This window comes from Enterobacter cloacae complex sp. CDL013, assembly GCF_049238805.1.
In the GTDB taxonomy this organism is placed as follows: Bacteria; Pseudomonadota; Gammaproteobacteria; order Enterobacterales; family Enterobacteriaceae; genus Enterobacter; species Enterobacter hormaechei_C.
In genome coordinates, this window is sequence record NZ_JBMKGT010000007.1 from 82,035 (window position 1) to 104,927 (window position 22,893).

General features: G+C 59.5%; 5 protein-coding genes. 3 read left to right on the forward strand and 2 right to left on the reverse strand.

Translation table 11 applies throughout. From position 1 onward, the window contains the following. Positions 1 to 84 precede the first annotated feature (84 nt). Positions 85 to 615: a cytochrome b561 gene (gene cybB, locus ACOTXD_RS15580; protein ID WP_061856128.1), complete on the forward strand. Its 531-nt coding sequence runs from the start codon at positions 85 to 87 to the stop codon at positions 613 to 615. A gap of 41 nt (positions 616 to 656) precedes the next feature. On the opposite strand, the gene ACOTXD_RS15585 is transcribed toward cybB, so the two are convergent. Together ACOTXD_RS15585 and ACOTXD_RS15590 are read right to left on the reverse strand one after the other, a co-directional pair. Next, positions 657 to 1,724 carry an oxidoreductase gene (locus ACOTXD_RS15585; protein WP_061856127.1) on the reverse strand — a complete coding sequence of 356 codons (1,068 nt, stop codon included), beginning with the start codon at positions 1,722 to 1,724 and terminating at the stop codon, positions 657 to 659. Between the two features lie 13 nt (positions 1,725 to 1,737). Then, the gene (locus ACOTXD_RS15590; protein WP_032658360.1) at positions 1,738 to 2,481 is read right to left on the reverse strand and encodes a DeoR/GlpR family DNA-binding transcription regulator; all 744 of its coding nucleotides are present in this window, start codon (positions 2,479 to 2,481) and stop codon (positions 1,738 to 1,740) included. A gap of 733 nt (positions 2,482 to 3,214) precedes the next feature. Here ACOTXD_RS15590 and ACOTXD_RS15595 point away from each other — a divergent pair. Together ACOTXD_RS15595 and ACOTXD_RS15600 are read left to right on the forward strand one after the other, a co-directional pair. Then, positions 3,215 to 4,552, forward strand: a complete 1,338-nt coding sequence (locus ACOTXD_RS15595; protein WP_045333017.1) for a TolC family outer membrane protein — start codon at positions 3,215 to 3,217, stop codon at positions 4,550 to 4,552. A gap of 121 nt (positions 4,553 to 4,673) precedes the next feature. Next, entirely contained in the window at positions 4,674 to 22,727 is an 18,054-nt protein-coding gene (locus ACOTXD_RS15600; RefSeq protein WP_421766455.1) for an Ig-like domain-containing protein, read from the forward strand. Positions 22,728 to 22,893 lie beyond the last annotated feature (166 nt).

The window sequence follows — 22,893 nt, forward strand, 5'->3', positions numbered from 1 at the left end:
GGAGCCCCCTCCATGCGAGGGGGTTCACATTTTCAGGAAAGGTGGTTATGTTGGCGCGATAATGGTTATTTATCGGGAAACAACATGCGCACAAAATATACGGGTCTGCAAATCAGCATTCACTGGCTGGTTTTTCTGTTAGTTATTATGGCCTATTGCGCCATGGAGTTCAGGGGATGGTTCCCGCGAAGCGATCGTCCGCTCATTAATATGATCCACGTTTCCTGCGGGATCAGCATCCTGGTGCTGATGGTGGCGCGCCTGCTTATCCGCCTCAAATTCCCGGCTCCGCCTATTCAACCGAAACCAAAAGCGATGATCACCGGGCTGTCCCATCTGGGGCATCTGGTTATCTACCTGCTGTTCATTGCGCTGCCGCTGATCGGCATGTTGATGATGTATAACCGGGGAAATGACTGGTTTGCGTTTGGCCTGACGATGCCGCATGCGGCGGAGGGGAATTTTGACCTGGTGGATACGCTAAAAGCGTGGCACGTGACGCTGGCGAATCTGGGATATTTCGTGATTGGTTTGCACGCCTTTGCCGCGCTGATGCATCACTATTTCTGGAAAGACAACACGCTGCTGCGGATGATGCCAAAAAAGCGTCAGTAACCGATAATGCCCTGCGAACCCGCAGGGCATTTTTTTGCGGCTTATTGCAGTTGCGCGCGCTCCTGCGCCGTTAAGTCCAGTTCCTGAGTTGTACCCGTTTCTGAAGATTTTACCGCCGCTTCCAGCACCGCCATCACCGCCAGGGCTTCCACCGGCGGGACCGGGTTGTCAATCTTGCCGTTCAGGGCATCGCGCACGTTTATATAGTACTGCCGCTGGTCGCCTTTTGGCGCAGGGATAGCGCTGGCTTCACCCTGGGCATTAAGCAGCACCATAGCGTCGCTGTCTTCACCCCAGCGTTCACTACCCGGAATGACGCCTGCCAGCAGCTGGGCTTCCTGCTGATCGATGCGCGCTTTCACCACGCTAGCCTTGTCACCGTGAATGGTAAAGCGGGATACGCCGCCCGCCACCAGCATGCTGCAATGGAGGACCACTTTGTGTTCCGGATAATTCAGCACCACGTGCGCCCAGTCGTTAATCTCCGCGCCGTCACGCAGGGTGGCGATGTTGCCCTGTACCGACTGCGGCAGACCAAAAAGCTGTAGCGTCTGGTCAATCATGTGCGGGCCTAAGTCGAACCACAGGCCGCTGCCGGGAACGTTTTGCTCTCTCCAGCGCACGCGAACCTCCGGGCGGAAACGATCGATATGCGACTCAAAATGTTTCACCTTGCCGATGCTGCCTTGCGCAATCACCTGCTTAATGCCGAGAAAATCGCTGTCCCAGCGGCGGTTATGGAAGACAGAAAGCAGCAGCTGTTTTTCTTCAGCTAGCGCAATCAGATCCCGCGCTTCCTGCATATCCAGCGTGAACGGCTTATCTACTACCACATGCTTGCCGGCATTGAGCGCCAGGGTGGCCAGCGGCGCATGGGTCGCGTTAGGGGAGGCGATAACCACCAGATCGATATCCGGGTGCTGAATGGCCTCTTCCGGCGTGGCGACAACGAGCACGTCCGGCAGATCGCGTTTCACTTTCTCTTCATCCCGGGATGAGATCACCGCCAGCTTCAGGCCGTCAACGGACTGGATCAGCGGGGCATGGAACGTCTTACCCACAAAACCATACCCGATCAGCGCAATATTCATTGTCTTCACTTTATTCATGACCTTCTCCACGTTAATGTGCGCAAACGGTAACCTGCACGGCGCTATGGTCCCCGAGCTCTGCCCAGGGACGATCTAAAAACAGTTGATGAATCTCGGATAACCCTGACACCAGATACGGTTCGCACTGGTTGAGTTTTAGATGGTCGGCGACTACCCAGTGCGCCTGGCTTGCGGCCAGCATGGCACGCTTCACCTCGGCATCCGCCTCCTGACTGGCGCTCAATCCGAGTTCGGCATGGATGGCGCATGCGCCAAGGATGGCAATATCCGCCCGGTAGCGAGAGAGCAGTGAAAGGGTGGCGCTTCCGGCAAACAGGCGCTGTTTCTGATCCCACTTTCCACCGAGCAGGATCAGGTCGATACCTTCCCGATCGCTCACCTGTTGGGCGATATCAAGAGAAGGGGTGATGATGGTCAGCGGCCCCTGAAGGAAAGAGGCAACGGCCAGCAGTGTGCTTCCGGCATCCAGAAACAGCGTCGAGCCCGCAGGCACGCATTGCGCAACCTGTTTACCCAGCCGCTGCTTGATTTCAGGCAGCAAGGTATTCCTGCTAACCCGGTTCATCGTCGAGAGATTCAGCGCGATGGCGCCACCATGGTTTTTTTGTGCCAGTCCCTGTTTTTCCAGGTCGGTCAGATCGCGACGGATGGTGTCCGCTGAAACCTGCAATCGATCTGCCAGCTCGGTAATGCTGGCCTGGCCTTGTTCAGTAATGATATCAAGCACATATTTCTGTCTGGCGGTTTTATGCATGGGCGCAGTATCCTGCAAAATGTCGCAATACTTCGCAGTTTACAGCATTTTGCAGAAAAGGGAATCGGGACAGGCGCGGGATGTTATCCAAAAACAGTTTAATGGTGTGATTATTGATATCGCATTAATCAGTCATCAAAAACATGTATGTATCTTTTAGGTATGTTGTTATCGCTATGTTTTACTTATAAATTTGGCTTAAGCTGCCACATTCCAGCGCCTAATTGATATTTATAACTAATTTGTAATTATAAATTAGTGCATATATCTAACAATCTGTGTTTATAAAGTAAAATAATCCAGTTTTATTCGGTGGATTACTTAAATTGACATTTCTTTGAAAATCTTTGTGTCTGATTCGGGGTGAAATTAACGCAAAAATGTACACCGGGGTATTTTAGAATTTTCTTTATATTACAGGGGGTTTATTTGTTTCATCTGAAAGGTCTTTTATAACGTTTTGTCCAGAAACCCCATCTTTTTTCTTATTTGTAACAACACATTAACATTGCGGGTGTGGTTGCTTATATCACATTTTGTTATGCTGCGAATCAATAAATATTTAAGTAAATTCTTAAAAGAAAAAAAGGATTGAACGGCTCTCGTCTCAATTGAAATGGGTTAGGGGAACTCTTGCCCGGAATTAATGGAGAAGGGGCAATGGATTTCTGGCGAATTATTTGTACCTCTTCCTGGGTATTTATTTGGCTATCACCTGGAGTCGGGGGATATTATGAAGATGAAATGCAATAACAGGTTACTCAGATTATCTGCCTCCCTGACCTTAATTTCGTTGGTGGTGACTGCGGCTAATGCAAATAACGGCCAGGCGGGGATATCTCCCGTTGCGGCAATGACGATGAAAGAAAGTGTTCTTTTCGCTCTCGATCGCGACCCCTCGGTGAGTCAGCAGGCGGCACAGCTGGGGATCGGCCAGGCACAAATAGACGAAGCGCGCAGTGGCTGGATGCCACAAATAGCCCTGAACGGGAGTACGGGTCACAGCCAGACCACCGATTCTAGCGGCTCGTTGCGAAATTCCGCAGCCTGGGGCCTGAGTCTGACGCAGCTGGTGTACGATTTTGGCAAGACCAACAACAGCATCAGCCAGTCTTCAGCTCAGCGTGACAGCTATCGCTACCAGCTGATGAGCACGATGTCTGCCGTCGCGGAAAAAACGGCGCTCAGCTATGTGGAAGTGAAACGCTACAGCGATCTGTTGCAGGCGGCAAAAGAGAACGTGCAGGCGCTTAAAAACGTTGAGCAGCTGGCAAAACTCCGCGCCGACGCTGGCGTAAGCTCCACCTCTGATGAGCTTCAGACCCGCACCCGTATTGCCGGGATGCAGGCGACGGTAGAGCAGTACAATGCGTCCCTGAACAGCGCCCGCGCGCGGCTGGCGGTATTAACTGGCATACAGGCTGAACGCTATTCACCGGTTCCGGGAGGTCTGGCCGTGGAGCCGGATTCTCTCAATCGGATTGATTATTCACTGATCCCAACGGTGATGGCCGCGCAGAACATGGAGCGTTCAGCCCAGTACGGCGTAGAAACCGCGAAGTCTCAGCACTGGCCGACCTTAAGCCTGAAAGGGGGCCGGACCCGGTATGAGTCGGATAATCGCGCGTACTGGGATGATCAGATCCAGCTCAATATTGACGCACCGCTTTATCAGGGCGGCGCGGTCTCGGCGCGCGTCCGTCAGGCCGAGGGCGCAAGGGCAATGGCATCGTCTCAGGTCGATCAGGCCCGTTTTGATGTCCTGCAAAAAGCCTCCGTCGCACAGGCCGACTGGACCGGGGCGCGTGGACGAATGGAAGCCGGGAAACGTCAGCTGGAAAATGCGTTGCGCGCCCGCGATGTCTACAAAAATGAATATACCCTGAGCAAGCGCAGCATTAACGATCTGCTCAGCGTGGAGCAGGATGTCTGGTCTGCCACCTCCGCGAAAATAATGGCTGAATACGATGGCTGGAGTGCGGCGATTAATTACGCCTCTGCGGTGGATAATCTCATGCCGCTTATCGGAATAGAGAAAAACGCTGCCGCGAAATTACCTGATTTAAGTTAAAAAAAAGCGCGCCTTTCTGCGCGAAATAAGTCAGACAATAATGGGTGATTTTTCCCAAGGATAGCTACATCCCTCTGGTGGACATATCCACAGGAATACGCGCACCTGCAAGGAGAAGAATATGAGTACCGCAAAAGTTGTTGATGTCATCATTCGCAAAACGGCAGAGAAGACGAAATTAACCGGTGAAGGGAATCTCTCGGTTTCTATTTCCTCACCGAGCGTGATTGAAATTCAGGGTTCTGCTCAGGACGTGGTGCGTTATGTCCGCCAGGGGAATGACCTCCTCATTTATATGAAAGATGGCAGCGTGATCCGCTGCAATAATTATTTTGTCGAAGACACGGAAACCCATAATCATTCCGAACTGGTATTTAACGATAACCAGGCGTTGACGCATATTTCATTTGCCGATGCCGGGGAAGCATCAGGCGTTGCCGCCACCGAATTAACCGCCCAGGCTGCACCCATTAGCAGCATTGAACCTTTCCTGGAGCAGGGAAGCTTATTAAGCGATGCGCCGTGGGGCTGGATTGCCGGTGCGGCGTTAGGGGGCGGTGCGATCGGCGCACTGCTGGCTCACGGCGGCGATGGCGAAACCAAAACCAGGGTTATTGATAATACAAAAGAAGTCGAAAGCGCTACGCCGACATTTTTGCTGGCGGACAACGCGGGTGACAAGCAGGGCGTGCTGAGTGCAAAAGAGGTCACGGATGATAACACCCCCACCTTCAGCGGTACCGGGCAGCCGGGCGCGACCATTCAGGTTAAAGACGGCAGCGGCAGCACCATCGCCAGCACCATGGTCGCGAAGGACGGCACCTGGACGGTAACACTCCCGACCCAGGCGGACGGGGAACATACCTGGTCCGTCGTACAGATCGACGGCAGTAAAACGACCTCTGCGGGCAGTATTACCGTAACCGTTTCTACAGCGGATACCAGCGTGACGCTCGCCACCACGGCGGGTGATAACGTGATCAACGCCAGCGAACAGTCCGCGGGCTTTACGCTGTCCGGCACCAGCAAAAACCTGGCGCAGGGAACGGCGCTTACCGTCACGCTCAACGGTAAAACCTATACCGCAGAAGTGGGGGCAAACGGCGCATGGAGCGTGAAGGTCCCTGCTGCCGACGCACAGGCGCTGGGCGATGGTACCTGGACGGTCAACGTCAGCGGAAAAGACGCGGCGGGCAACACCGTGTCCGGCAGCCAGACGATTGGCGTGGATACCGCCTCGCCAGTGATCTCTGTCGACACGATCGCCCAGGACAACATCATCAACTCGGCTGAACATAATCAGCCGCTGACGCTGACCGGGAAAACCGATGCGGAAGCGGGCCAGATTGTGACGGTCACGCTGAACGGCAAAAATCACACGGCGACCGTGGGCAGCGACGGCAGCTGGTCCGTTACGCTTCCGGCCAGTGAAGTACAGACGTTGGCTAACGGCGAGCACACCCTGACGGTAAACGTCAGCGACAAAGCGGGTAATGGGTCCTCCATCACCGCCGATTTCACGGTCGATACCGCAGCGCCAGTGGTCACTATCAACACCGTCGCGGGCGACGACATTCTGAACACCAGCGAGCAGGGGCAGGCGCAGATTATTTCCGGCCAGGCGAACGGCGCGGCGGAGGGCGACGTTGTCACCGTGACCGTTGGCGGCAAGACCTTTACCGGTGTCGTCCAGGCGGACGGCAGCTGGAGCGTCGGCGTGCCTGCCTCCGTCATTGGCGCGCTGGGGGAAGGTAGCCACAGCATTTCGGTCGCCGTGACCGATGCGGCGGGCAACACCGGCAGCGCGACGCACGGCATTACGCTGAGCGGCAACCCGCCGGAATTTACCCTTGATCCCATCAGCCAGGATAACGTCCTGAATGCGCAGGAGGCCATGCAGCCCCTGAGCCTGAGCGGGACCAGTAATCTGCCGAACGGCAGCGCTGTCACCGTGACGCTGAACAACGTTAACTATCAGACCACCGTTGAGAACGGTCGCTGGTCCGTTCAGGTGCCGGTCTCCGACGTGCTGGATCTGGCGAATACCCTTTACACCGTCAGCGTCAGAGGCACCGACAGCGTGGGTAACAGCGGCTCCGCCGAGGCGAATCTGCTGGTAGACACCGTGCTGCCGCAGGTGATCGTCAACACCTTTGCCGGGGATAACCTGGTCAATAACGCCGAAGCAGCGGTTGACCAAACCCTCAGCGGACGCGTCACCGGCGCGGCGGCGGGCGATACCGTCTCTGTCACCGTGGGCGGCAAGAGCTACACCGCGACGGTTGGCAGCGACCTGAAATGGAGCGTGACGATCCCATCGGCCGACCTCCAGGCGTTTGGCGACGGCGATTTAACCTTCAGCGCCTCTGTCACCAATGCGCACGGCAATACCGGCACCGGCGAACGTGATATCAACATCAACGCCGAACTGCCGGGCCTGCGCGTGAACACGATCTCTGGCGATGACGTGATTAACGCTATCGAGCAGCAGCAGGATCTGGCCGTCACCGGCTCCAGCACTCATCTGGCCGAAGGCACACAGATCACCGTTACCATCAATAATGTCGAATACGTCACCACGGTTAACGCCAGCGGCAGCTGGCAGATTGGCGTGCCGGCGGCGGACCTTCAGGCATGGACGGCGGGAGGCATGACCGTCAGCGTCAGCGCGGAAGATGCCTGGGGCAACACCGTGGCGGCTGAACACCCGATCGAACTTGACCTGAATGCGGTGGCTGTCACCATCGATACCGTAACCACTGACGATATGCTCAACGCGGCGGAAAAAGGCGCGGATGTCACGCTTTCTGGTCAGACGCAGGGCGTGGAGGCCGGGCAGACCGTGGTGGTGAAATTCGCGGATCAAACCTTTACTGCACAGGTGCAGCAGGACGGCTCCTGGCACCTGACCGTTCCGGCGAGCGCGATGGAAACGCTGACCGACGGGCGTGCGCAGGTGAGCGTCAGCGTTACTAACGTCAACGGCAACAGCGCGGACGCCTCACGCGTGGTGATCGTCGATACACAGCCGCCAGCCATTACGCTTGATAACCTGACCGACGACAACATCATTAATGCGGCAGAAGCGCAGCAGGATCTGGTGCTCAGCGGCAGCACAACCGCTGAAACGGGCCAGACGGTCACCGTGACGCTGAACGGTAAATCTTACCAGACCACGGTACAGGCGGACGGTCGCTGGCAGCTGAACGTGCCTGCCGCCGACGTAGGCGCGCTGACCGATGGCAATGTCACCGTGACGGCCACCGTCACTGACGTGGCGGGCAACAGCAGCAGCGCGGATCGCGTTGGGCTGGTGGATGCCACCGTGCCGCAGGTGACCATCAACGATTTCGTCACCGACACCAACACCGTTAACCAGCTGGCCCATGCTCAGGCGCAGATCCTGAGCGGCTCCGTCACCGGCGCGGCGGCGGGCGATTTGGTCACCATCACCATCAATAACGTAGACTACACCACCGTGGTGGATGCGGCAGGAAACTGGAGTCTCGGCCTGCCTGCGTCCGTCATTCAGGGGCTGACGGACGGCACCTGGACCATTAACGTCTCCGTGACCGATCGGTCCGGTAACACCGGCAGCAGTTCAGTGGATGTGGTGGTCAATACTGTGACGCCCGTTATCGGTATTAACACGCTGGCAGCGGATGACGTGATCAATGCGGCAGAGAAGGGCGAAGATCTGCTGCTTTCCGGTACCAGCAACCAGCCGGAAGGAACCACCATCACTGTTAATCTGAACGGTATCAACTACACCGCCACCACCGACGCCAGCGGCAACTGGAGCGTTACCGTACCCGCCTCTGCGGTGAGCGCGCTGGGTGAAGCCAATTACACCGTAACGGCGAGCGTCACCGATAATGTGGGCAATAGCGCCGCTGCCACGCACGATGTGCTGGTGGACAGCTCGCTGCCGGTTGTTACCCTCAACAACTTCGCGGGCGACAATATCGTCAACGCGGCGGAAGTGACCGCAGGGCAAACCCTGACCGGAAAGGTTTCTAACGCGGCATCGGGCGATACCGTCACGATTATCCTCGGCGGGCAGACATACACGGCTACAGTACAGGACGATCTCACCTGGAGCCTGCCGTTAACCCAGAGTCAGTTAACCGCGCTCGGCAACGGCGACCTGACCGTCTCGGCCAGCGTGACGAACGCGCACGGTAATACCGGATCGTCTTCCCTGGATGTCACCATTGACGCCCAGCTGCCCGGCCTGCGCATTGATACCGTCGCCGGTGACGACGTCATTAACGTTATTGAACACGCGCAGAACCTGGTTATCTCCGGCACCAGCACCGACCTGGCGGCGGGTAGCACCGTCACCGTGACCATCAACGGCAAGAGTTATTCCGCATCGGTACAGGCGGACGGCACCTGGCAGGCTGCGGTTCCGGCCGCAGACGTCTCCCGGTGGGCGGACGGGTCGCTCACCATCAGCGCCAGCGCGCAGGATACCTCCGGCAACCCGGTGAACATCGGCACCGTGGTGGATGTCGATCTCGCCCCGGTGGCGATAAGCATTAACAGCGTGACGGACGACAACGTGCTGAACGCGGCAGAAAAAGGCCAGGATCTGGTGCTGTCCGGCTCCTCCTCGAACGTTGAAGCGGGCCAGACCGTTACCATTATCTTTGCGGGTAAAACCTGGACCACGATGGTCGATGCCAACGGCGACTGGACCTGCACCGTACCGGCTGCCGATCTGAGCGGCCTGAAGGACGGCGACGCCAGCGTACAGGTCAGCGTAACCAACGTGAACGGCAACGCGGCCTCTTCTTCGCAGGCATTCAGCGTCGATACCGCCGCGCCAGCGGTCACCATCAACACCATCAGCGGCGACAACATGCTGAATGCGGCAGAGGCGGCGCAGGATCTGACCCTGAGCGGGACGTCTACTGCCGAAGCAGGCCAGACGGTCACCGTGGCCTTCAACGGCAATCAGTACACCGCCCAGGTGCAGGCAAACGGCAGCTGGACGCTGGACGTACCGGCGGCGGATATGGCAGGCATCGCCGACGGCAGCGCGGCGGTCACGGTGACTGTGTCCGATAAAGCGGGCAACCCGGCCAGTGCAGGGGCGTCCGTGCTGGTCGACACTACCGTGCCGCAGATTACCTTCGACATTGTGGCGGGCGACGACATTGTTAATATTGCCGAGCACGGCCAGGCGCTGATTGTCACCGGCAAGGTGACGGGCGCGCAGGCGGGCGATGTGATTACCTTGACCCTGAACGGCAAAGACTACACAGCGATGCTGGACGGTGCCGGAAGCTGGAGCGTGGGCGTTCCGGCGGCAGACGTGGGCGCGCTGGCTAACGGCGATCAGACGATCTCCGCCACGGTCACCGATAAAGCGGGCAACAGCACCAGCGCGACGCACGCGTTTGACGTCTCCCTGACCGCGCCGGTGATTGCCATCAATACCCTGGCGGTTGACGACGTGATCAACGCGACCGAGAAAGGCCAGGACCTGTTGATCTCCGGTACCAGCAACCAGCCGGACGGGACCCGCATCACCGTAACCCTGAACGGTATCAGTTACGCCGCCACCACCGATGCCAGCGGTAACTGGAGCGTCACCGTTCCGGCGGCAAATGTCTCGGCATTGGGCGAAGCGAGCTATAGCGTGACGGCCAGCGTGACCGATACTGCGGGTAATAGTGCGAACACCAGCCATAGCGTGCTGGTCGACAGCGCGCTGCCGCAGGTCACCATTAATGCGGTTGCCACCGACGACGTCATTAACGCGGCGGAAGTGGCTTCCGGACGAACCCTGAGCGGGAAAGTGAGCGGTGCCGCGAGTGGTGACACTGTCACAATTTCGGTGGGTGGCAATACCTACACGACAACCGTGCAGGACGATTTAAGCTGGTCGGTTAACGTCGCGTCTGACGTGTTAACCGCCATCGGCAACGGCGACCTGACCGTATCCGCCAGCGTCACTAACGGCCACGGTAATACCGGCTCCGGCGAGCGCGACATCACGATTGATGCCAACCTGCCTGGCCTGCGGGTCAATAAGGTGGCGGGTGACGACGTGATCAACAGCATCGAACACGGACAAAACCTGATTATCACCGGCTCCAGCGACGGTCTGGCAGCGGGTTCAGCATTGACGGTGACCGTTAACGGTAAAACCTACGCGGCCACCGTACTGGCAGACGGTACCTGGACGGCCGCCGTTCCGGCAGCAGACGTCGGCGCGCTGAGCGAAGGCACCGTCACCGTGACCGTTGAAGGCCAGAGCGCAGCGGGCAACCCGGTTTCTATCAGCCACGACGTGAAGATCGACCTGGCGACGGTTGCTATCAGCATTGACGCTATCGCTACCGACGACGTAATCAATGCGGCAGAAAAAGGCGCAGATCTGGTGCTGTCGGGTGCCACCACCAACGTGGAAGAAAACCAGACCGTTACCATCACTTTCGGCGGTAAGACCTATATCGCGACGGTGGATGCCAGCGGCCACTGGACGGCGACCGTACCGTCTGCCGATTTAGGTAGCCTGAAAGACGGCGACGCCAGCGTGCAGGTGAGCGTGACCAACGTGAACGGCAACAGCGCCTCGGCGGGCCGCGAGTACAGCGTGGACGCCACCGCGCCGACGGTGTCCATCGAGATCGTCAGCGACAACAACATCATCAACGCGGCCGAAGCGCAGCAGGATCTGGTCGTTAACGGTGTCTCCAACGCCGAAGCGGGCCAGACCGTCACCGTGACGCTGAACGGCGTGGACTACACCACCACCGTACAAGCGAACGGCAGCTGGAGCGTCACCGTACCGTCTGCGGATATCGGCGCGATTACCGACGGCAGTTACACCATCACGGCAGCCGTCGCGGATAAGGCGGGTAACCCGGCCTTGGCGGACCGCGATGTGCTGGTGGATACCACGGTGCCACAGCTGACCATTAACACCGTTTCCGACGACGACGTGATCAACAGCGCCGAGCATGCGCAGGCGCTGATTGTCACCGGTTCCGTGACCGGTGCGGCGGCGGGCGACGTGGTGACCGTCACCATCAATAACAAAGATTACACGGCGACCCTGGACGCTTCCGGCAGGTGGAGCGTGGGCGTGCCTGCGGCGGACGTGAGTGCCCTGACCGCCGGGGATCACACCATCACCGCGGCGCTGACCGATAAAGCCGGAAACAGCAACAGCACAACGCACGAGGTTGAAGTCAACCTCACTGCGCCGGTGCTGACCATTGACACCGTTTCCGGCGACGATGTGATCAACAGCAGTGAGAAAACGCAGGATCTGACCATCACAGGTACGGCTTCCGGGCTGGCCGTGGGCGCGGTGGTCACCGTGATGCTCAACGGCAAAGCGTACAGCGCCACGGTGGATACCAATGGCCAATGGACCACAACCGTTCCGGCGAGCGAGGTGGGGCAACTGGGTGAAGCGCTTTACACCGTGTCGGCCTCCGCAACGGACAGCGTCGGCAACAGCACCAGCACCTCGCACACCGTGAACGTGGAATCCGTGCTGCCTGGCGTCATCATTAACACCGTGGCGGGCGACGACGTGATCAACGCGGCGGAGCTGGCAACCGGCCAGACCATTAGCGGCACAGTGGTGAATGCCGAAGCGGGCAACACCGTGACTGTGTCTGTTGGCGGCCATAACTACACCGCAACGGTGCAGAGCGATCTGACCTGGTCCGTCAGCGTACCGGAATCTGTGCTCACCGCGCTGGGCAATGGCGATCTGACCGTGACCGCCAGCGTCACGAACGGCGTGGGCAACAGCGGCAGCGGCGAGCGCGATATCACTATCGACGCGAATCTGCCGGGCCTGCGCGTGGACACCGTAGCGGGCGATGACGTGATTAACAGCATCGAACACAGGCAGAATCTGATTATCACGGGTTCAAGCGACGGCCTGACGGCGGGTACAGCGCTGACCGTCACCGTAAACGGTAAAACCTATGCAGCCACGGTGCTGGCAGACGGCACCTGGAGCGCGGCGATCCCTTCTGCGGACGTGAGTGCCCTTGCCGCAGGCGCGGTCACCGTGAACGTTGAAGGCCAGAGCAGCGCGGGCAATCCGGTGACTATCAACCATGATGTGACGGTGGATCTGGCAAACGTCGCGATCAGCATTGACGCCATCGCTTCCGACGACGTGATCAACGCCGCCGAGAGGGGTGCGGATCTGGTGCTCTCCGGCACCACCGCGAATGTAGAGGAAAATCAAACCGTCACCATCACCTTCGGCGGTAAGAGCTACACTGCCACGGTGGACGCTGAGGGTAAATGGACCGCCACGGTGCCGTCTGCGGATCTGGCTGGCCTGAAGGACGGTGACGCCAGCGTGCAGGTGAGCGTCACCAACGTGAACGGCAACAGCGCGTCTGCGGGCCGCGAGTACAGCGTGGATGCTACCGCGCCGTCCGTGACCATCAACACGATTGCCACCGACGATATCCTCAACGCCTCAGAAGCACAGTCCGACCTTGCAATCTCCGGCACCAGCACCGCCGAAGCAGGCCAGACGGTGACCGTATCGCTGAACGGCAAAGATTACACCACAACCGTCAGCGCGAACGGCAGCTGGACGCTGAACGTGCCGGCAGCTGACCTTGCAGGATTAACCGACGGCAGCGTCACCGTAACCGCGAGCGTGAGCGACAAGGCGGGTAACCCGGCGTCGGTTGACCACGCCCTGACGGTGGACGTCACCGTACCTGCGGTGACCATCCACACCGTGGCAGGCGACGACGTGATTAACGTGGCTGAACACAATCAGGCGCAGATTATCAGCGGCTCCGCCACCGGCGCGGCGGCGGGCGATAAGGTCACCGTCACGATCGGCGGCCAGACTTATACCACCGTGCTGGATGCGGCGGGTAACTGGAGCGTGGGCGTTCCGGCGAATGTGATTTCAGGCCTCAGCGACGGCACCGTGACCGTCTCTGTGTCAGTCACCGACGCGGCGGGCAATACCGGCAGCGGCACGCATAATGTGACCGTCGATACCGGTCTGCCATCGGTCAGCTTCAACGCCATCAGTGATGACAACGTCCTGAACGCCGTTGAAAAAGGCCAGGATCTGAGCGTCAGCGGCACCAGCGCCAACCTGGCGGAAGGCACCCAGGTCACCGTGACCCTGAACGGTAAAAACTACACGGCGACAACTGCGGCAGACGGCACCTGGAGCCTGACGGTTCCGGCTGCGGATCTGGCCGGTCTCGGTCAGGCCAGTTACACCCTGAACGCGACGGCCACCAACGGCGTGGGCAACAGCGTGAGCAATTCTGCGAACCTGCTTGTCGACACCGCGCTGCCAACCGTCACCATCAACACCGTGGCGGGCGACAACGTCATCAACGCGGCGGAAGTGGCCGCGGGTCAGACCCTGAGCGGCACCGTGGCGAATGCCGAAGCGGGCAACACCGTGACCGTAACTATCGGCGGCCACAGCTACACCGCAACGGTGCAGAATAATCTGTCCTGGTCCGTCAACGTGCCGTCTGACGTGCTGACCGCACTCGGCAACGGCAGCCTGAGCGTAACCGCGACCGTCACCAACGGCCACGGCAACACCGGGACCGGCGAGCGCGAGATCGCTATCGACGCTAACCTGCCGGGGCTGCGCGTCGATACCGTGGCGGGTGACGACGTGGTCAACACCATCGAGCACGCGCAGAATATGATTGTTTCAGGCACCAGCGACGGGCTGGCGCCGGGCACGGCGCTGACGGTTACCGTCAACGGTAAAGATTACGCGGCAACGGTGCTGGCAGACGGCACCTGGCGCGCGGCGATCCCGTCCACCGACGTGAGCGCGTGGCCGGAAGGCACCGTGAAAATCAGCGTTACCGGTGACAGCGCGGCGGGTAATCCGATCATCATCAGCCACGACGTGACCGTTGATCTGGCTACCGTTGCCATCAGCATCAATGCGCTTGCAACCGACGACGTGATTAACGCGGCGGAGAAGGGCGCGGATCTGGTGCTGTCCGGTGTGACCACCAACGTGGAAGCCGGGCAGACCGTGACCATTAGTCTGAACGGCAGGATCTACACCACCACCGTGGACCACAGCGGCAACTGGACTTACACCGTGCCGTCAGCGGATCTGGCTGGCCTGAAGGATGGTGACGCCAGCGTACAGGTGAGCGTCACCAATGTGAACGGCATCAGCGCCTCGGCGGGCCGTGAGTACAGCGTGGATGCTACCGCGCCGTCCGTGACCATCAACACCATTGCCACCGACGATATCCTCAACGCCTCAGAAGCGCAGTCCGACCTGGCAATCTCCGGCACCAGCACCGCCGAAGCGGGCCAGACGGTGACCGTATCGCTGAACGGCAAAGATTACACCACAACCGTCAGCGCGAACGGCAGCTGGACGCTGAACGTTCCGGCGGCGGATCTGGCAGGATTAAGCGACGGCAGCGTCACCGTGACCGCGAGCGTGAGCGACAAGGCGGGTAACCCGGCGTCGGCGGACCACAACCTTACGGTGGACGTCACCGTTCCGGCAGTGACCATTCACACCGTGGCAGGCGACGACGTGATTAACGTGGCTGAACACAATCAGGCGCAGATTATCAGCGGCTCCGCCACCGGCGCGGCGGCGGGCGATAAGGTCACCGTCACGATCGGCGGCCAGACTTATACCACCGTGCTGGACGCGGCGGGTAACTGGAGCGTGGGCGTTCCGGCGAATGTGATTTCAGGCCTCAGCGACGGCACCGCGACCGTCTCTGTGTCAGTCACCGACGCGGCGGGCAATACCGGCAGCGGCACGCATAATGTGACCGTCGATACCGGTCTGCCATCGGTCAGCTTCAACGCCATCAGCGATGACAACGTCCTGAACGCCGTTGAAAAAGGCCAGGATCTGAGCGTCAGCGGCACCAGCGCCAACCTGGCGGAAGGCACCCTGGTCACCGTGACCCTGAACGGTAAAAACTACACGGCGACAACTGCGGCAGACGGCACCTGGAGCCTGACGGTTCCGGCTGCGGATCTGACCGGTCTCGGTCAGGCCAGTTACACCCTGAACGCGACGGCCACCAACGGCGTGGGCAACAGCGTGAGCAACACCGCGAACCTGCTGGTAGATACCGCGTTGCCAACCGTCACCATCAACACCATTGCGGGCGATAACGTCATCAACGCGGCGGAAGTGGCCGCGGGTCAGACCCTCAGCGGCAAGGTAGCGAACGCGGAGGCGGGCAATACCGTCACCGTGACCATTGGCGGCAACACGTACACCGCGACAGTGCAGAGCGATCTGACCTGGTCCGTGAACGTGCCGGAATCCGTCCTGACGGCGCTGGGCAACGGCGACCTGACGGTGTCTGCGACTGTGATCAACGGCCACGGCAACACGGGAACGGGCGAGCGCGATATCGCTATCGACGCTAACCTGCCGGGGCTGCGCGTGAATACCGTGGCGGGCGATGACGTGATCAACAGCATTGAGTATGGTCAAAACCTGATCGTCTCCGGCACCAGCGACGGGCTGGCGGCAGGCACAACGCTCACCGTGACCGTGAATGGCAAGACCTATGCCGCGTCGGTACTGGCAGACGGCTCCTGGACCGCGGCGATCCCGGCGGCAGACGTGGGCGCTCTGGCCGCAGGCACGATGACCGTCACCGTAGCGGGCCAGAGCACGGCGGGCAACCCGGTCTCCATCAGCCATGACGTGACCGTCGATCTGGCGGCGGTGGCTATCAGCATTGATGCGATTGCCACCGACGACGTGATTAACGCGGCGGAGAAAGGCGTGGATCTGGTGCTCTCCGGCAGCACCTCGAACGTGGAGGAAAACCAGACCGTTACCGTTACCTTCGGCGGCAAGACGTACACCGCGAAGGTGGATGCTGACGGTAACTGGACGGCCACCGTGCCTTCCGCCGATCTCGCGGGCCTGAAGGACGGTGACGCCAGCGTGCAGGTGAGCGTCACCAACGCGCACGGCAACAGCGCCTCGGCGGGCCGCGAATACAGCGTGGACGCGACTGCGCCAACCGTGACCATTGATACGGTAGCCGGCGACAACGTGATCAACGGCAGCGAAGCGGCTGCGGGCGTGGCCATTTCCGGCACCACCACGGCTGAAGTCGGTCAGACGGTCACCGTGACGCTGGGCGGAAACAGCTACACCGCACAGGTTCAGCAGGGCGGCGTCTGGAGCGTGAACGTGCCGGGCACAGACCTTTCCGCACTGGCGGATAACGGTTACACCGTGCAGGCCAGCGTGAGTGACGCCGCGGGTAATCCGGGCAGCGCGGGGAAAGCGATTACGCTTGATACCACGCCGCCGACCGTCAGCTTTAACGTTGTGGCGGGCGATGACGTCATCAACAGCGTGGAGCACGGGCAGGCGCAGATCGTCAGCGGCACCGCAACCGGCGCCAGCGTCGGCGATAAGGTGGTCATCACCATCGGTTCGAACCAGTACACCACCACCGTTGACGCCAGCGGCAAATGGAGCGTGGGCGTTCCGGCCAGCGTGATTTCCGCGCTGACCGACGGCACCGTGACCCTTAGCGCGACTATCACCGACAGTGCGGGTAACAGCAGCACCCAGACCCACGACGTGGTGGTAAATACCGCATCGGTCGCGCTGACCGTCAACACCCTCAGCGGTGATGACGTGATCAATGCGGCAGAAGCGGGCGTGTCGCTGGTCATCAACGGCTCCAGCGCGCAGTTCGCCAGCGGTACGCAGGTCACTATCACCCTGAATGGTAAGAGCTATACGGCCACTATCCAGAGCGATGGCTCCTGGACAACCACCGTACCGGCCGCCGACGTGGGCACCCTGGCCGACGGCGCGAGCTACCAGGTTTCTGTTTCGGCGCAGGACAGCGCCGGGAACAGCGCCTCGGCGACGCACACCATCAGCGTGGATACCACTGCGCCGGTGGTGAGCATTGGGAAGCTGTCGGTTGACGACATGCTGAACGCCGCGGAAGCGCAGCAGCCGCTGACCGTGCACGGATCTTCCAGCGCGGAGGCGGGTCAGACCGTTACCGTGACGCTGGGAGGAAAAACCTACACTGCGCTTGTCGGCAGCGACGGCACCTGGACGCTCGACGTGCCGGCAGCCGACCTGGCCGCCCTGAGCCAGGGCGCGCTGACGGTCACCGCTTCGGTCAACGATAAAGCCGGTAACAGCGGCCAGACGACGCATACCTTAACGGTCGATACCATCGCGCCAGCCGTCACCATTAGCACCGTGGCCGATGACGATATCGTCAACAACGCCGAGCAGCTGGCGGGGCAGACCATCAGCGGGACCACCACCGCGGAACAGGGCCAGACGGTGACCGTCTCCTTCAACGGCCACAGCTATCAGGCGACCGTGGCGGCTAACGGCTCCTGGTCGGTCTTCGTGCCGGGGCGTGATTTCCTTGGCCTGAGCGACGGGGATTACACCATTACGGCTACGGTGAGCGATAAGGCAGGTAACCCGGGCAGCGCAACGCACGACGTGACGCTTAACGGCGACGTGCCGACCATCGCCATTAACACCTTTGCGCAGGACGATATCGTAAATGCCGCCGAACATGGCACGCCACTGGTTATCAGCGGCACCACCGATGCGCCAGCGGGCCAGACGGTGACAATTACGCTTAACGGTAAAACCTACACGGCTACCGTTCAAAATGACGGCACCTGGAGCTATACGGTCGGCAGCGCAGACGTGACCGCGCTGGCGGACGGCGGTTCGTACGTGATTAACGCGCAGGTGAGCAACGCCATCGGCAACAGCGTCAGCGATAACCACACCGTAACCGTGGATCTCACCGCACCGTCGATGGGGATCAGCATTGATTCCCTGCAAAACGATACCGGCCTCAGCGCGAATGACTTCATCACCAACGACAGCCAGGTGGTGGTGAATGGTTCCCTGACCGCGCAGCTCGGCAATAACGAGAAGGCGCAGATCAGCCTTGACGTCGGCGTCACCTGGATCGACCTGACCGTCACCGGCACCACCTGGCGCTACACTGATGGCCGCACCCTGACGGACGGTACGTATCAGTACCAGGTGCGCGTGATTGATAACGCGGGCAACGTTGGGGCAACGGACAGCCAGGACGTGGTAATCGATCTGACGAAGCCTGCGGCGGCGACCATTACCGTGGATTCCGTCTCGCAGGATACCGGCCTGTCCGACAGCGACTTCATTACCAGCGACAACCAGATCAGCCTGAAAGGGACGCTCGGCGCGGCCCTGGGCAGCGGCGACCACGCCCAGATCAGCCTGGACGGTGGCGCGACCTGGACTGACGTGAGCGTTAGCGGCCTGAGCTGGACGTATATTGATGGCCGTACGCTGACCGACGGGGATTACAACTACCAGCTGCGCGTGATTGACGAGGCGGGGAATATCAGCGCCACCACCAGCCAGGTGGTGACCATTGATACCGTCGCGCCGGACGCCAGCAAAACGATCGCTATCGACAGCATCAGCGACGATACCGGCCTGAGCAGCAGCGACTTTATCACTCGCGACAGGTCCCTGACCCTGCACGGCTCACTCGGCGCGACGCTGGCCGACGGCGAATATGCCCAGATCAGCATCGACGGCGGCGTCACCTGGCAGAACGTGCTCGTCACCGGCAACAGTTGGTACTACGTGGACGGCCGCACGCTGGGTAACCAGACCTATGACTACTACGTTCGCGTAGTGGATGCGGCGGGCAACGTGGGTGCCAGCGCTCATCAGCAGGTGACGGTCGATACGGTCGCGCCGGATGCGGCGATTACGGTGACCGTGGATAACATCACCGTCGATACCGGTTTCGATAACAATGACTTCCTGACCAGTTCGACCTCGTACACGCTCAACGGGACGCTCGGGGCCGAACTCGGGGCGGGTGAGTATGTGCAGGTGAGCATGGATGGCGGCACCACCTGGGTTTACGCCACGGTAAGCGGTACCCAGTGGCGCTATACCGACGCGCGCACCCTGGCCGACGGCGACTACCGCTATCAGGTGCGGGTTGTCGATCAGGCGGGCAACGTCGGGGCCACCACCACGCAGGACGTGACGGTGGATACCCAGGCGCCGCAGTACGGCATCACCATTGACAGCATCAGCGAAGATACCGGGCAGTCCGGAAGTGATTTCATCACCATGGACACCTCGCTGACAATCAACGGTTCGTTGGGCAGCGCGCTGGCCAGCGACGAGCGCGTACAGATTAGCCTCGACGGCGGCAATACCTGGATTGACGCTACTGTCACTAACCAGCGCTGGAGCTATACGGACACCCGCGATCTGGCGGACGGGGATTACAACTACCAGGTGCGGATCATCGACCAGGCGGGCAACGTCGGCTCAACCACTTCGCAGGTGGTAACGGTTGATACCACGCCGCCTGATACGGTGGGAACGGTGGTCAGCTATACCGACGGGGAAGGCGAACGTCAGGGCAGCTTCGGCGCTTCGGTGGCAACAGATGACAACTCTCCAGTGATTAACGGGACGCTTAACCGTGCGCCGGACAATGGCGAGATCGTGCAACTGTATCGTGACGGTGTGCTGCTGGGACAGGTGACGATGAACGGCGCCGCCAGCTGGTATTTCCAGGACAGTGGTCTGAATGACGGTAATCACGTCTATATGCTGCGTGTTACCGATCTGGCAGGTAACTTCACCGACTCAGATGATTTCGTGCTGAAAGTGGATACGAGCATCCCGACCACCACCGTGACCATTAACCCTCAGACGACGACAGATAGCACCCCGATTCTGAGTGGACTGGTATCGGCGGGACTGACCAACGGCGAGTACGTGGTTATCACCGTGAACGATAAAACCTACACCTCAGAGACTGGCGGTGCGGTCGTGGTCGATCCGGAGAACAACACATGGTATTTGCAGCTCCCTGACGGCGATGCGCTGAGCGTGAAGAATTATGATGTTACGGCACAGGTGAAAAGCAGCGCCGGCAACGGTAATACCGCTGGGTTGACTACCGGTAGCCTGATTGTAGGGAGTGAAGAATCATTGACGCCGGCCTGGTCATTTACCGCCGCGAACTACTCCTATTCTGCCAGCTATATGCTGGATTCGGATGGGCTGTGGACGATTATGGCCAACCAGCAATTCGCATCCGCCAATACCAGTAGCCGTAACGCTTACACCGTTTCAGGCAATTTCTCAATGACGGGGAGTTACACAACCGGTACTTACGCGGATATCAACCGCGACGGGCTGGCTGACGTGCTGGCGGAAGGGACAAGTTACTCGTACATGGTGCAGCTGATTAACAATGGAGACGGTACATACACCTCCAGTACGCTGACCAATATGGGGGCTGCGGTGTGGTATGGCGCGGTGGTCGCCATTGACATCAAGGGCGATGGTTACACTGACTTTGTCATCGGCGATGCTGGCGGGCCTGATTCCAGCACCGTCATGCTCAATAACAACGGCACGCTGACGGGCAGTTCGAAGTCCGGTACGTACTCCAGTTTCGTATCGGGATCAACGGTAGGTAACTACAACAGTCTGATTGAAACGTCCGGTGTGGATTTGAACAACGACGGGAAAGTGGATATTGCCCAGCATACGACCAACGGGGGCAACAACTATGCCCTGTCGACCATGTTTAACCAGGGCAATGGCTCATTTACGTGGGGGCAAAACTTCACCAATACCATGTACAGCGGCTATGGTTCCGCCGCAGCGTCCAATGCCGTGAGTATGACCTGGGCCGACTTTAACGGTGATGGTTACATGGACCTGTATATGAGCATGTCCCGTACCTCCAGCGGAACCAGTCAGGGCGGGGTGTTAATGCTGAACGACGGTAGCGGCAACCTTCTGGCCGGCACCGCGGTTGGAACGGCGACCACGGATAAGTTTGTGGGTAACGTCAGCGTGGCGGTGGACTGGAACCTCGACGGTCACATGGACATCATCAAGCTGGCGAATAGCGGGCAGTCTTATCTTTACACCAATGATGGACTGGCAGGTACTGCAAGCTTTACTGCTTCGAAATTCAGTACCGCTACGTCAACTCAGGTATCCGGCGCGGCTCTGCTTGATTACGACTGGGATGGCGCACAGGATCTGCTCATTTTCCGTCAAAACGGTACGGTTTTACTGGAGCGGAATACCAATACGGTCGCACCAGGTACGGCCTTGCATCTGAAGATTGTCGACAGCGAAGGGATTAACGCCTTCTTTGGCAACACTGTCCAGCTGTACAACGCGGCAGGCCAGCTGGTCGCCAGTGAAATCATCAATGCCCAGTCCGGGATTGGCATTAACGATTCCTCGTCGCTCATCAGTTTTTACGGCCTGGATCCCAGCGAGACGTATCACGCGGTGCTGGTTCGTGCCGTTAACGGTGTTTCGAGTAACGTAACCTGGGACGGGCTGACGGCAGGAGACGGTAAAGAAAGTTACGCCCTGACGGCTGAAGCTGCTACGGGCGCTCACCAGGGCACCCTGACAGGTACCGGCTACAACGATACCTTTATCGCTGAAGCAGGGACGTATACCTACAACGGTTCCGGTGGTTGGACGACGACCTCTGAACACGACACGTGGAGCAGTACGGGCGGCATGGATGTCGTGGATTATCGCAACGCCACTTCCGGCGTCACCATCGATTTAGGACGCTCTACGGCGCAGAGTACCGGATTCGATACCGCGACACTGGTGAATATTGAAGGCATCAACGGCTCCGACTATGACGACGTGATCACCGGCAACAGCGGTGATAACCAGTTCGAAGGCCGGGGCGGGAACGACACCTTCAACATCGGCAGCGGCGGTCACGATACGTTGCTCTATAAGCTGATCAACGCGTCTGACGCGACGGGCGGCAACGGCAGCGATGTGGTGAACGGCTTTACCGTCGGCACCTGGGAAGGGACGGCGGATACGGACCGTATCGACCTGCGCGACCTGCTTTCCGACAGCGGTTATACCGGCACCGGCTCGGCGAGCTACGTCAACGGCGTGGCGACGCTGGACAGCAGCGCGGGCAACATCGCCGACTACATCCGCGTGGTGCAGAACGGCAGCAACACCGAGATCCAGGTTGACCTGGACGGCACCGGCGGTCAGTTCTCGCCCACCACGCTGGTGACGCTGAACGGGGTGCAGACAGATCTGGCGACGCTGCTGGCGAACCACCAGCTGTTAATTGCGTAAAACACTGCCGCGGGGAGCGATCCTCGCGGCTTTTTGCGTTTCTTTACACGAATAGCCATAACCCTATATTTCACAAGATTATTTTGCGGGCTCGTTTAGACAGTGTTCGATTTCTAATCATCCCGGAAAGGTATCATTTCAGTGCGAAATCATCGCCCTGAACAGG